The sequence below is a fragment of the Stutzerimonas stutzeri genome, from assembly GCF_018138085.1.
Classification (GTDB): domain Bacteria; phylum Pseudomonadota; class Gammaproteobacteria; order Pseudomonadales; family Pseudomonadaceae; genus Stutzerimonas; species Stutzerimonas stutzeri_AI.
Map to the genome: position 1 here is coordinate 2122073 of NZ_CP073105.1, position 13555 is coordinate 2135627.

At 62.6% G+C, this 13555-nt stretch carries 11 protein-coding genes; 4 read left to right on the forward strand and 7 right to left on the reverse strand.

The features are described from left to right. Nucleotide 1: 1 nt before the first annotated feature. Together KCX70_RS09900 and acnA are read right to left on the reverse strand one after the other, a co-directional pair. Complete coding sequence (locus KCX70_RS09900; RefSeq protein WP_212620055.1) at nt 2–1570, reverse strand: methyl-accepting chemotaxis protein; 1569 nt, start codon at nt 1568–1570, stop codon at nt 2–4. Between the two features lie 230 nt (nt 1571–1800). Continuing rightward, nucleotides 1801–4476 carry an aconitate hydratase AcnA gene (gene acnA / locus KCX70_RS09905; protein ID WP_212620056.1) on the reverse strand — a complete coding sequence of 892 codons (2676 nt, stop codon included), beginning with the start codon at nt 4474–4476 and terminating at the stop codon, nt 1801–1803. A 294-nt stretch (nt 4477–4770) separates the two neighbouring features. Between acnA and rlmM the strand changes: the two genes are divergently transcribed. Together rlmM and tusA are read left to right on the forward strand one after the other, a co-directional pair. Then, nucleotides 4771–5820, forward strand: a complete 1050-nt coding sequence (rlmM, locus tag KCX70_RS09910; RefSeq protein WP_212620057.1) for a 23S rRNA (cytidine(2498)-2'-O)-methyltransferase RlmM — start codon at nt 4771–4773, stop codon at nt 5818–5820. Nucleotides 5821–5884: 64 nt separating this feature from the next. Continuing rightward, nucleotides 5885–6136: a sulfurtransferase TusA gene (tusA, locus tag KCX70_RS09915; RefSeq protein ID WP_102850821.1), complete on the forward strand. Its 252-nt coding sequence runs from the start codon at nt 5885–5887 to the stop codon at nt 6134–6136. A gap of 166 nt (nt 6137–6302) precedes the next feature. On the opposite strand, the gene KCX70_RS09920 is transcribed toward tusA, so the two are convergent. The 3 genes from KCX70_RS09920 to coxB are packed head-to-tail and all read right to left on the reverse strand — an operon-like array spanning nt 6303 to nt 10083. Further along, the gene (locus tag KCX70_RS09920; RefSeq protein WP_021207895.1) at nt 6303–6662 is read right to left on the reverse strand and encodes a hypothetical protein; all 360 of its coding nucleotides are present in this window, start codon (nt 6660–6662) and stop codon (nt 6303–6305) included. After that, a complete protein-coding gene (ctaD, locus tag KCX70_RS09925; protein WP_212620058.1) occupies nt 6662–9193 on the reverse strand; it encodes a cytochrome c oxidase subunit I in 2532 nt (843 codons plus the stop codon). The genes KCX70_RS09920 and ctaD overlap by 1 nt, the downstream gene beginning before the upstream one ends. Beyond that, nucleotides 9190–10083, reverse strand: a complete 894-nt coding sequence (gene coxB / locus KCX70_RS09930) for a cytochrome c oxidase subunit II (protein WP_212620315.1) — start codon at nt 10081–10083, stop codon at nt 9190–9192. Before coxB ends, ctaD begins: the two co-directional genes overlap by 4 nt. 147 nt (nt 10084–10230) lie before the next feature. Between coxB and KCX70_RS09935 the strand changes: the two genes are divergently transcribed. Further along, nucleotides 10231–10695 carry a DUF2231 domain-containing protein gene (locus KCX70_RS09935; RefSeq protein ID WP_212620059.1) on the forward strand — a complete coding sequence of 155 codons (465 nt, stop codon included), beginning with the start codon at nt 10231–10233 and terminating at the stop codon, nt 10693–10695. A gap of 67 nt (nt 10696–10762) precedes the next feature. On the opposite strand, the gene KCX70_RS09940 is transcribed toward KCX70_RS09935, so the two are convergent. Together KCX70_RS09940 and KCX70_RS09945 are read right to left on the reverse strand one after the other, a co-directional pair. Beyond that, the gene (locus KCX70_RS09940) at nt 10763–11176 is read right to left on the reverse strand and encodes a CopD family protein (RefSeq protein WP_021207891.1); all 414 of its coding nucleotides are present in this window, start codon (nt 11174–11176) and stop codon (nt 10763–10765) included. Between the two features lie 136 nt (nt 11177–11312). After that, nucleotides 11313–12161, reverse strand: a complete 849-nt coding sequence (locus KCX70_RS09945) for an ion transporter (RefSeq protein WP_212620060.1) — start codon at nt 12159–12161, stop codon at nt 11313–11315. Between the two features lie 243 nt (nt 12162–12404). Here KCX70_RS09945 and moaA point away from each other — a divergent pair, with 243 nt between their 5' ends. Continuing rightward, nucleotides 12405–13400: a GTP 3',8-cyclase MoaA gene (gene moaA / locus KCX70_RS09950; RefSeq protein ID WP_102846024.1), complete on the forward strand. Its 996-nt coding sequence runs from the start codon at nt 12405–12407 to the stop codon at nt 13398–13400. The last annotated feature ends 155 nt before the right edge of the window (nt 13401–13555 follow it).

Here is a 13555-nt window from a genome sequence, read left to right on the forward strand (position 1 = left end):
CTTAGCGGTTGAAGCGCTCCACCAGGCTGTATTGCGACTGCGCGGTTGCTGCCAGATCCTCGGAAAGCAGCGCCGAGCTTTGCGCATCTCCAGACGTCTGGTCGGCAAGGCTGGCGATGTTGCCGACGTTGTGGCTGATCTCGTCTGCCACCGCGCTCTGCTGCTCGGTCGCGGAGGCGATCTGCGCGGTCATGTCGATGATCCGGGCTACGGCGTCGCTGATACCGGTAAGCGCCTTGTCGGCATCGAAGACCCGTTCGACACCGCGGCTGGCCTGGGCGCGACCTTGCTCGGTGGTGTCGACGGCTTGCCGCGCCTGTTGCTGCAGCTTGTCGATCAGCTGGTGAATCTGCCCGGTGGCCGTCGCCGTGCGCTGGGCCAGCTGGCGTACCTCGTCCGCCACCACCGCGAAGCCGCGGCCGCTTTCACCGGCGCGAGCCGCTTCGATAGCCGCGTTGAGCGCGAGCAGGTTGGTCTGGTCGGCAATGCTCTTGATGACGTCGACCACGGTGCCGATCTCGTCGCTGTTCTGCGCCAAGGCATTCACCGCATCGCCGGTTTCTGTCACGGAGTGGGCCAGCAGCTCGATGGCCTTGCGGGTCTGGGCGCTGATCTCCTGCCCCTGAGCGGTAAGCTGGCTGGCCTGCTCGGTCGCCTCGGCCGTCAGCGCTACATTGCCGGCGACTTCCTGTGTGGTCGCGGCCATCTGGTTGATCGCCGTCGCCACCTGCTCGGTTTCATGATGCTGGCGAGCCAGGCCGTCCGAACAGCTGTGCGCCAATTCGTCGGCACGCTTGGCCTGTTGTTGCAGATGAACGGCGCTGTCCTGCAGGCGCGTCAGGCAGGTCTTCAGACGCGCGTGCTCGCTGAGCATGGCCATTTCCAGGCGGGCTTCAACGCCATGGCTGTCGGTATACATCTGAGCGATCAAGGGGTCGCTGGTCGATTGCTCGGCCAGGCGTACCAGGCGGTTCACTCCGCGCATCTGCCAGTGACGACCGGCGAGGCCCAATGGCACGGAAAGCAGCGCCGCCAACGCAAAACCCCAGGCATGATCGAACCATGCGCCGATCATGAAGCCGATCTGGCTGATGACGATGAAGGGTAGCCAGTTAATCGCCACGGGCAGCCACTTGTCACGCCGCGGCACACCGCTCTTGCCTGCATTGAGGCGCGCATAGAGCGCCTCGGCTCGCTGGACCTGCTCGCGGGTGGGTTTGGTGCGCACCGACTCATAGCCGATGACGTTGCGCTGCATGTCGAGCACTGGGGTTACGTAGGCATTGACCCAGTAATGGTCACCGTCCTTGCGTCGATTCTTGACGATGCCCATCCAGGGCCTGCCGTCCTTGAGCGTGCTCCACATGTGCGCGAACACGGCGGACGGCACGTCCGGATGACGTATCAGGTTGTGCGGAGCGCCGATCAGGTCGGCGCGGTCGTAGCCGCTGACTTCGGCGAAGGCGTCGTTGCAGTAGGTGATCTTGCCTTTCAGGTCCGTGGTAGAAATCAGCCGTTGCTGATCGGGAAACGCGTATTCGCGCTGGGTGACGGGTTGGTTGTTTCGCATGAGAGTACGCCTGGCAGTCGAGGTGGCCCTAGCCACGAGATCGGTCCGGGCCGCTCGAAGCGGCACTTCTAGAAATGATGGCAAATTGACGCCAATTTGGTGACCGTTGTGTTGACAAGCATAACGGCCGATTCTTCAAGGACTTAAATGCCAAGGCGCGATCGCACTGCAAAAAAAAGCCCGTTGCAGTCTGGCTGCAACGGGCCTGTCGTGCGGGGTCGAGTTGAGCGTCAACTCTCGATCAGTTGACGAAGCACGTAGTGCAGAATGCCGCCGGCCTTGAAGTACTGGACTTCATTGAGCGTGTCGATGCGGCAGAGCACCTGGAAGTTCTCTCGGGTACCATCCGCCCGCTCGACGTCTACTGTCAGCAACTGACGGGGCTTAATGTCGGCGCTCAGGCCGCGAATCGAGAGTTTTTCGTTGCCGGTCAGGCCCAGCGATTGCCGGTTCTGATCACCAACGAACTGCAGCGCCAGCACGCCCATGCCGATCAGGTTCGAGCGGTGGATGCGCTCGAAGCTTTCCGCGATAACCGCCTTGACGCCCAGCAAGTTGGTGCCCTTGGCGGCCCAGTCACGGCTGGAGCCGGTACCGTATTCTTTGCCGGCAACCACTACCAGTGGCACACCTTCGGCCTGATAGCGCATCGCGGCATCATAGATCGACATCCGTTCGCCGCTTGGCTGATGAAGCGTGTAGCCACCTTCTTCGCCGCCGAGCATCTCATTCTTGACACGGATGTTGGCGAAGGTGCCGCGCATCATCACTTCATGATTGCCGCGCCGCGAGCCATAGGAGTTGAAGTCCTCCGGCTGGACGCCCAGCTGCTGCAGATACAGACCCGCCGGCGAACTCGCCTTGATGTTACCGGCCGGTGAGATGTGGTCGGTGGTGATGGAGTCGCCAAAGAGCGCCAGGATCCGCGCATTCTCCACGTCCTTCGGCGGAGCCGGAGGTTGACCGATGTCTTCGAAGAACGGCGGGTTCTGCACGTAGCTGGAGTTGCTGTTCCACTTGTAGGTGTCGCCTGCGGTCACGGCGATCGATTGCCAATGCTGGTCGCCGCTGAAGACGTCCGCATAGCGCGTGCGGAACATCTGCCCGTCGATCCTGCTGACCGCCTCGTTAACCTCGGCGCTCGACGGCCAGATGTCTTTGAGATAGACCGGCTGATTCTGTTCGTCGTAACCCAGCGGCTCCTTATCCATGTTGATGCGGGTGGTTCCCGCCAGGGCGAAAGCGACCACCAGCGGCGGCGAAGCCAGCCAGTTGGCCTTGACCAGCGGATGGACGCGACCTTCGAAGTTGCGATTGCCTGAAAGCACGGACGAAACGATCAGGTCATTGTCGGTGATCGCCTGGCTGATGGCGTCGGGCAGGGGCCCGGAGTTGCCGATGCAGGTGGTGCAGCCGTAGCCGACCAGATTGAAGCCGAGTTGGTCCAGGTAGGTCGTCAGGCCGGCGCGCTCCAGATAATCGGTGACCACCTTGGAGCCGGGCGCCAGCGACGATTTCACCCAGGGTGCGCGCTTCAGGCCGCGTTCGAGCGCCTTCTTGGCAACCAGGCCTGCGGCCATCAGCACGTTCGGGTTGGAGGTATTGGTGCAGGAGGTGATTGCCGCGATGACCACGGCGCCGTGTTTCAGCTTGAAGGTTTCGCCGGCCACCGGGACCGCGGTGTCGGCTTGCTGCGTCTTGCCGCTGGTATCCAGTAGCAGATCGAAGCTGGCGCCGATGTCGCCGAGCGAGACGCGATCCTGCGGACGCTTGGGGCCGGCGAGCGATGGTTGCACCTGGCTCAGATCGAGCTCCAGCGTAGCGGTGAATACCGGATCGGCTGATTGGCTGTCGCGCCACATGCCCTGGGCTTTGCTATAGGCCTCGACCAGCGCGATGCGATCCGGATCGCGGCCAGTCAGGCGCAGGTAATCGATTGTCACCTGATCGACCGGAAAGAAGCCGCAGGTGGCGCCGTACTCCGGTGCCATGTTGCCGATAGTGGCACGGTCGGCCAGCGGCAGGTGGTCCAGCCCCGGGCCGAAAAACTCGACGAACTTGCCGACCACACCGTGCTTGCGCAGCATCTGCGTGACGGTCAGGACCAGGTCGGTCGCGGTTACGCCTTCGTTGAGCTTGCCGGTCAGGCGCATCCCGATCACTTCGGGTATTAGCATCGAGACCGGCTGGCCGAGCATGGCCGCTTCCGCCTCGATACCACCGACCCCCCAGCCCAGCACGCCGAGCCCGTTGATCATCGTGGTATGGGAATCGGTGCCGACCAGCGTGTCGGGGTAGGCGATGGTTTCGCCGTCCTCTTCTTTGGTCCATACGACCTGGCCCAGGTATTCGAGGTTGACCTGGTGGCAGATGCCCGTGCCCGGCGGCACCACCCTAAAATTGTCGAACGCCTGCTGGCCCCAGCGCAGGAACTCGTAGCGCTCTCCGTTGCGCTGCATCTCGATCTCGACGTTCTGCTCGAAGGCTTGATCGCTGCCGAATCGATCGACCATTACCGAGTGATCGATAACCAGGTCCACGGGTGACAGTGGATTGATGCGCTGAGGGTCGGCGCCGGCGCGCGACACCGCATCGCGCATCGCGGTCAGGTCGACGACGGCGGGTACGCCGGTGAAATCCTGCATCAGCACCCGCGCGGGGCGGTACTGGATTTCCCGTTCGGAGGTGTGCGTCTTCAGCCAGACTGCCAGCGAACTGAAGTCATCGGCACGAACCGTGACGTTATCTTCCCAGCGCAGCAGGTTCTCCAGCAGCACCTTGAGCGAGGTGGGCAGGCGGCTGATATCACCGAGCTGCTTGGCCGCTTCGGGGAGGCTGTAGTAGTGATAGGTTTTGCCGTTTACCTCGAGGCTTCGGCGGCAATTCAGACTGTCCAGGGATGGCATTCGTCTCTCCTTGTGCCCGCACGGTCGGGCTGACTGAGTAGGGAGCGTTCTGTTGAAACTAGCTTCTGGCGATTCGTTTCGCCAAGAAACCGGTTGCCAATTCGGTTGGCAATGGAATCGGGGCCATGGTCGCGATGGGCCAATGCGGCGCAGTCACGCTCGCCGCATTGAACTCGAGCTGACTGTTCACTGGACCGAGGCAGCAAGCCTGGGGTTCCCCACTCGGCTATCATGTGCGGCTTTGGCTGCGGGACGCTTCGGCGCCAGGCCCCTTCGGGACGATAAGGTTTGTACATGAAAACACTGCTGCTGCATTGCCGCCCGGGCTTCGAGAACGAAGTTTGCGCCGAGATCAGCGATCAGGCCGCCCGGCTCGATGTGGCCGGCTACGCCAAGGCGAAACCAAACAGCGCGTGTGCCGAGTTCATCTGCAGCGAGGACGGTGGTCCGGAGCGTTTGATGCGCGGCTTGCGCTTTTCACGGCTGATCTTCGCGCGGCAATGGGCGCGCGGCGAATACCTGGCGCTGCCGGAAACCGACCGCATCGGCGTCTTGCTCGAACAGCTCGAAGGCTATCCGCTGTGTGGCAGTCTCTGGCTCGAAGTCCTGGATACCAACGACGGCAAGGAGCTGTCGACCTTCTGCCGCAAGTTCGAAGCGCCGCTGCGCAAGGCCCTGATCAAGGCCGGACGGCTCAAGGAAGGGCACAACGGGCCACGCTTGCTGCTGACGTTCAAAAGCGGGCGCGAGGTTTTTCTCGGGATTGCCGAAGCGGACAACAGCGCGATGTGGCCGATGGGCATTCCGCGGCTGAAATTTCCCCGTCAGGCGCCGAGCCGTTCAACGTTGAAACTGGAAGAGGCCTGGCATCACTTCATTCCCCGTGAGCAATGGGACACGCGACTGGCCCCCGGCATGACCGCCGTGGATCTGGGCGCTTCACCTGGCGGCTGGACGTGGCAGTTGGTCAACCGCGACATCGAGGTCATGGCCGTCGACAACGGGCCGATGAACGAGCAACTGCTGGAGTCAGGTCTGGTCGGCCACTACCGGGCCGATGGATTCGCCTTCCGGCCCAAACGGCCGGTGGACTGGATGGTGTGCGATATCGTCGAGAAGCCGGCAAAGAACGCCGCCTTGCTGGAAACCTGGGTCGGCGAAGGGCTGTGTCGTGAGGCGGTGGTGAACCTCAAGCTACCTATGAAGCAACGCTATGCCGAGGTGAAGCGCCTGCTGGAACGCATCGCCGATGGGCTTGCCGAACGAGGAGTGAAGGCGAGTATCGGCTGCAAGCAGCTTTACCATGATCGTGAGGAAGTGACCTGCCATGTGCGTCGCCTGTGACGCGCCAGCGGGTGACCGCACGATCTGTCTCGGCGACAATGCCATCCCGTTTTAGGAGCCTGTGATGACTCAATCTGCTGAACTGACTGTCGACGCGGTGCTCGACGCCAGCGGCCTGAATTGCCCCGAGCCGGTGATGATGCTGCACAACAAGGTGCGCGGACTGGGCGGCGGCGAACTGCTCAAGGTCATCGCGACCGATCCGTCCACCCAGCGCGATATCCCGAAATTCTGCGTTTTCCTCGGCCACGAGCTGGTGGAGCAACAGGCCGAAGAGGGCACCTATCTCTACTGGATCCGCAAGAAAGCCGATTGACCCTGCGGGTTGTTTAGATGGATGTGGCCCGCTGAGTCGATGGGTTGCACCTGCGCGGCCCGACCCATCCTACGGTGGGCGTGGTGAGTCGGTTGTCTGGGGCGGCTGACGTAGGATGGATGAAACCCATCGCAGGCCCTCTCGGCGCATCTCACCCTTCGGGCAATCAAACGCAGGGCGGCAGGAACGCCAGCTGCAGACCGACGAATGCCGTTGCCAGCGCGGCGATGAAATGAATCCCCGAGGCCACCTTGGTCACGAATACCTGGCGTTCATTCAGGTCGTGCGGCGGGCGCGAGAGCTTCCACGAACGGCGCCCGAGCCATAGCAGCAGAACGATGACAAACAGCGTGACAGCGCCGAAGCTGACGTTCAGCCAGTTGAAGATGCCTTGGGCCGGATCCGGTGGCGCGATGGAGCAGACCACCGCGTGCGAGCCGTACATGGTTGCGAACCAGACGCTCCAGATGGCGAGCCCGAAGGGGATCTGCATCGGGTGAAAGACCGACGTGCGGCGATACTCCATCAGACACCTCCCAGCGCCGGGGGTAACAGAACGACCGCCGCGTAGGCGCTCCAGACCACCGCCAGGTTGTAGTACCAGAGCTGCTCGACCACGACGATTTCATACGGCGCCTTGTCGCCGACGTAGCCGTATTTCACCCGCAGCGCCTGCAGGAAAGTGAGAATCGTCGCCAGCCCGCAATGGATGAGGCTGTAGGCGAGAATCACGAAGATCACCGCGTCGTGGGCGGTTTCGGTGACGTGCAGGTTCGCGGTCAACAGCAGCCATAACAACATGGCCCACTGCATTGCGCCGATGACCGTGATGGCGCCCAGATTCAACATCAGCCGACCGCCGTTGCCGCGCCGAAGTCGGCCGGGAAGCAGCCGAATCCAGATAGTGCCGAAACTCAGCAACACCGCGCTGGCAAGCATTAGCCAGCCATTGAGGCCGGATTGCGCAGGCACCTGCCATTGTGGCGAGACAGTCCATAGATAGAACCAGCCGAACAGCAGTGATAGATACATGGTGCCGTTTGCCAGCAGGGTTACGCCCATGCCCCACAGCCCGGGGCCGTCGAACGTGCGCGAATGCAGCGGCGGTTCGTCTGGCTGAGTGCGCGCATCCGGTGCCGCCGCCGGGTGTGCGCCATTCTCCCATGACCATCTGAACAGCACGACCAGGGTCGCGACGGTAGCGGCCAGGGCTAACAGGTAGGCCTTGTTCAGGAGGCTCAGGCAAAGCACCGCGAGAAAAACCGAGGCGACGAAGGGCCACCAGCTGTTGCCGGGTAGGTGGATCACCTCGCGCACTTCACCGGTCAGCGGATCGGAGCCCCAGGTTTCCCGACGGCCATGGTCGATGGTTTTCAGTGCGTGTTCGGCCCGGGCGATGCTGTGGGGCAGATCCGGGTCCTGCCAGAGCGGGTGGCGATCTGTGACGTCCGGCAGGCTGACGAAGTTGTACGGACTGGGCGGCAGGGCAGTGGCCCATTCCAACGTGTCTGCGTTCCAGGGGTTGGTCTTCGCTGGCTGGCCGAAACGGAAATGCAGCACGATGTCCAGCAGAATGGTGCCGATGCCGATGGCCATGATGAAGCTGCCAACCGACGAGACCAGGTTGGGTATGTCCCAGCCCAGGCCCGTGTCGTAGGTGTAGACCCGGCGCGGCATGCCCAGCAGACCAGTCCAGTGCATGATCAGAAAGGTGGTGTTGAAGCCGATGAACACCAGCCAGAAACCCCAGCGCCCCAGACGCACCGAGGGCATACGGCCAGAGAAGTGCGGCAGCCAGTAATAGAGGCCGGCCATCAACGGGAAGAACATCCCACCGACCAGAACATAGTGCATGTGGGCGACGACGAAGTGGGTGTCGTGCACCTGCCAGTCGAACGGCACCAGGGCCACCATCACACCGGTCAGCCCGCCGCAGACAAAGACGATCAAGAAGCCCACCAGCCAGAGCATCGGCACGTGATAGACCGGCTTGCCCAGCCAGAGCGTGGCGATCCAGGCGAAAATCTGTACCCCGGTCGGAATCGCTACCAGCATGCTCGCCGCCGAAAAGAAGCCCAGCGCCAGCGCCGGAATACCGACGGTGAACATGTGGTGTACCCACAGCCCGAAGCTCAGGAATCCGGTGGTCAGCACACCCAGCACCACCCAGCGGTAGCCCACCAGCGGCCGCTGGCAGAACACCGGTAGCAGCGTCGAGACGATCCCCGCGCCGGGCAGGAAGATGATGTATACCTCGGGGTGGCCGAACAGCCAGAACAGGTGTTGCCAGAGCACCGGATCGCCACCTTTGGCGGTGTCGAAGAAGGGCAGGCCGGCGGCGCGCTCCAGTTCCAGCAGAATGCTGCCAAGGATCAGTGGCGGGAAACCGAACACGATCATCAACGCCATTACCAGGATGTACCAGGCGTAGAGCGGCATCTTGTGCAGCGCCATGCCGCTGGTGCGGGTGCGCAGGATCGAGACCACCAGCTCGACACCGGCGCTGACGGCGGATATCTCGACGAAGGTGATACCCAGCAACCAGAAATCCGAGTTGACGCCGGGCATGTGTGACGCGCTGGAAAGCGGCGTGTACATGAACCAGCCGGCTTTCGGCGCGACCCCGAGGAACACGCTGGACAGCAGAATGATGCCGCCGAACAGGTAGCAGAAGTAACCCAGCGAGGAGAGCCGCGGGAAGATCAGGTCACGGGCGCCGATCATCTTCGGGATGAGGTATACCGCCAAGCCTTCCATCATCGGCACGGCGAACAGAAACATCATCACCGAGCCGTGCATGGTGAAGACCTGGTTGTAGACCTCGGGCTCCATCAATACATAGCCGGGCATGGCCAGCTGGGTGCGGATCAGCATCGCCATCAGCCCGCCGATAAGGAAGAACACGCCACCGGTGACCAGGAAGCGCAGACCGATGCTGGTGTGGTTGACGATGGTCAGCGCGCACCACCCGCGCGGATTGCCCCAGACCTCGTTGAACTGGTCGTGCAACTGATCCGGATCGGTGCAGGGAGCGTTGTCCCTGATGGATGAATTCATGGGGCTAACGTCTCCAGCCAATCGGCGATCTGGTCGAGGGTATCCGGCGGAATGTCGTCGTGTGCCGGCATGCCATTGCCGAACTTGAGCGTCTTGTGTTCCCGCAGCCAACGGCGCAGGCCCTCGGTGTCGTTCTCGATGACCCCCGCGCCCAGGCTCGGACGGCTTGCCAGGTCGGTGAGATCCGGCGCACGCCCGCCTTGCGAAATACCCGCAACCCGGTGGCAGCGTCCGCAGCGCTCGTCGAACACCCGACCGGCGTCGCCGGGTGCACGCTGTGTGAAGCTGAGGCTGTCCCTGGCGCCGACCCATTCGCTGAACGCCGCTTCGTCGAGCGCTTCGACATGGAGCTTCATGTGGGTGTGCTGCAGACCGCAAAACTCGGAGCACTGTCCATGAAAGATGCCGGTGTGCCCGGCCTGCAGGCGGATGACATTGGTGCGCCCGGGCAGCATGTCCATCTTGCCGCCGAGCCGCGGAATCCAGAACGAGTGGATGACATCGGCGCTGCTGACCTGCACATCGACCAAGCGGCCGGCGGGGATGATCAGCTGGTTGGCGGTGATGATGCCGCTGTCGGGATAACGGACCTCCCACCACCATTGGTGGCCGATGACCTCCACCTTAAGCGGCTGCTCGCCCTGTACCGGTAGCGGCAGCATGCTGCGCCCGGTCGGGATGCCGAATATCAGCAGCACGACGATGCTCAGGCTGGGTAGCACGATGCCCCCGCCGATAACCCAGCGACGATTGATTTTCAGTGCCTGCTGTTCGGAGGTTTCGCGCGGTTTGCGTGCGAGCGCGTAGATCCAGATCGCGCTGACCGCCACCAGGACCAGCGTGGCGAACGCAAACATGCCCCACCAGACGTTCGCGACCTGCCGGGCCATGGGGCTGGCCGGGTTCAAGGTCGATAGCGGCCCGTCACATGCGCTCAATAAAGGAACTGCCAGCGCCAGGATGGTCCATTTCAAGAAGCCTCCGGTTCGTTCCGATCGTTGCGCTGCCTGCTTCCCCATCCGCTGCTGGAGGGCCGAATGGCCAACTACCGAGACTCTATTCATAGCCGCGCGGCGATTGCCGGCCACCCGCTGCACCCCATGCTGATTCACTTCCCGGTCGCCGCCTTGACCGGCCTGTTGCCGGTCGACCTGGCCCATCTCTGGACGCTGGATGAGTTCTGGTGGCGAGCCGGGCTGTGGCTGGCTGGTGTGGGCGCGCTGGGAGGCTGGGTCGCGAGCATTTTCGGTCTGATCGATCTGCTCACGGTGCGTGAGATTCGACAGAAAATCACCGCCTGGTGCCATGCCATTCTGGCCGTGATGATGCTCTCGCTGGCCTCGCTCAACTGGCTGCTGCGCTTTCAGAACCAGGGAGGCGGTATGGAGCTTTGGGCGTTGTACCTCTCTGCCGTCACCGCGGCGATGATCGCCCTGGCGGCCTACCTCGGCGGCCGGTTGGTCTACGAGCATGCCGTTGGGGTCGACCTGGAAAAGGCCTGAATCGGGGGCTGCATGCGGCTTGGATCGTTCGGTCATGAGCATTGATCGGTTCTGTCGAACGTTTGGGCTAGAACGGCTTGGCCAGCACCAGCCATAGGGTTGCAGTGATGAAGGCGGCAATCGCCGCACCAAGGAACAGGCAACGAAGGTTCACGCTCTGCTCCGGTGAGCGCTCGATATGCAGCACCATGACTCCGCAGAGGGCGTGGCAGAGCACCATGCCCGCCACCGTGCTGAGCTTGACCACCAACCAGCCGGCCATGATGCCGTCGCGCAGAAACAACGCCGTACCCGAGCCGATCGTAATCAGCGCGGCGGGGGTGCCGACGAGGGTGAACACCATGCGCGTCAGGTGCGCGTGGTCACGGTAGAAGAGGGCGCTGGTTTGGCGGGTGCCGGCAGCAACGAGCGCCGGCAGATACAGCAGCGTGCCGCACCAGCACAGCAAGCTCGCGAAGTGCAGCAGTTTGAGCAAGGGCATTCGCGTCTCCGTCCGGCCCGCGGCAAGTCAGAGGTTGTGACAGTCCGCTGCCAGGCCGGTTCGGCTGGGGCGCACCTGCAGGTGTGACCGGCAGTGTCAGGTGCCGCTACTCAGCGCGACCGGTGCGTCCGCTCCGTCAGTTGTCCTCGGCGGCGGCCTGCTGGAACAACTGCGTGCCGCAACGGCTGCAGAACGCCGCATTGGGCTCATGGCTGAGTTTTTCGCACGTCGGGCAGCGGTGCTGAAGGCTGTCGGACCGCATGGCGGTGGCCAGCTCTGCGGTGAAGATGCCGGTCGGCACCGCGATGATCGAGTAGCCAGTGATCATCGTCAGGGCCGCCACGGCTTTGCCCAGCGCTGTCTGCGGGACGATATCGCCGAAACCCACCGTGGTGATGGTCACCACGGCCCAATAGATGCTCATCGGAATGCTGGTAAAGCCGTTCTCCGGGCCCTCGATCACATACATGAGCGTGCCGAAGATCAGCACCATGGTGGTCACGCTGAGCAGGAACACCACGATCTTCTGCTTGCTGCCGCGTAGCGCCACCAGCAGAAAAGTGGCCTGGCTCAGGTAATGCGTCAGGGCCAGCACGCGGAATACCCGCAGCATACGGATCGCACGCACAACGATCAGGTACTGGGAGTCAGGCAGAACCAGTGCGATGAAGGCCGGCAAAACGGACAACAGGTCGATGGCCCCGTAAAAGCTGAAGATGTACTTTCGCGGCTCCGGATGGCAATAGATGCGCAGCAGGTATTCGATGGCGAATATCGCGGTGAAGCCCCATTCCAGGCCTGCCATCAGCGCGCCGTAATGTTCCCGATAGCTCGCGACGCTGTCGAGCAACACCACCACCAGGCTCGCGAAGATGATGACGAGCAGCCAGGTATCGAAGCGTCTGCCTGCCGAGGTATTGGTGAAGAAGATGATGACGTAGAGGCGCTCGCGCCAGCCCATCGAGCGGAGGGCTTCATTGTCCATTGCATAGCTCCTGGTGAATCGATTGAAAGCGAGGTTATCCCAGTGTACGAACCCTCGCTGTGAAACATGGTTGCGGTGACAGCTAAGAAAGTGACGGTTTTGTCGTTGGCTCGTTCGCCGCCGCGGGGTGACAATACCGGCCATTGCCGATCTCGCCAGTCGACTGGACCATTCGGCTCCATACCTTTGCCTCGCATCACGTTCCGACATAGTCTTAAGGGGCATCAAGCCTCGGAGAGCGACATGCCAGATTCCCAGTTGGTCGATCCGTTCGGCCGACGCATCACCTACCTCAGGCTGTCGGTTACCGACCGCTGCGATTTTCGCTGCACCTACTGCATGAGCGAGGACATGGTCTTCGCGCCGCGTGCGCAGATCCTCTCGCTGGAAGAGCTCTACGCCGTGGCGGACGCCTTCATCAGTCTGGGCGTAAAGCGCATTCGCGTGACCGGTGGCGAGCCCCTGGTGCGCAAGGGGCTGCCGACCTTGTTGAGTCGTCTGGGTGCGCGTGAGGAACTGGAAGATTTGGCCATCACCACCAACGGCTCGCAATTGCCGACCCTCGCACCGGTGCTGCGCGATGCGGGCGTCAAGCGTCTTAACATCAGCCTCGATTCGCTCAAGCGGGAACGTTTCGCTGAGCTTACCCGGCGTGACAAACTCGATCAGGTCATTGAAGGCATCGATGCGGCGCGCGAGGCCGGCTTCCGCCGAATCAAGCTCAATAGCGTGATTCAGAAAGGCCGTAACGACGACGAAGTGCTCGACCTGGTGAACTTTGCCGTCGACCGGGGCCTGGATATCAGCTTCATCGAAGAGATGCCCCTGGGCAACGTCTCCAGCCACGCGCGCGAGATCACCTTCTGCTCCAGCGACGAGGTGCGCGAGCGCATCGAACTCGGCCACCGGCTGGTACGCAGCAGCCATACCACCGGCGGGCCTTCACGCTATTGGCAAGTCGCGGGCAGTGAAACCCAGGTGGGTTTTATTTCACCGCACAGCAATAACTTCTGCGGCAGCTGCAACCGGGTGCGGGTCACGGCCGAGGGCAAGCTGGTGCTGTGCCTGGGTCATGAAGGCGCCCTGGACCTCAAGACCCTGATGCGCCGTTATCCGGGCGACAGCGAGCGTCTGCGTCAGGCGCTGATCGACGCGCTGCAGCTCAAGCCGGAGAAGCACGAGTTTCGTACCGACGAGCAGGTCCAGGTGGTGCGCTTCATGAGCATGACCGGTGGTTGAGCCCAGGTAGGGGCGGACACCGCACCACCGGACATCCTCTTTCCGCGGTTCCGTCGAGGAGGGCGACGGCGTCCGCATCGGCCCACCAGATGCCCTTCCAATCAGTCATGTGCGTGCTACATCTATCCTCGCGGCCGCCACGACGCGCCTCGCCA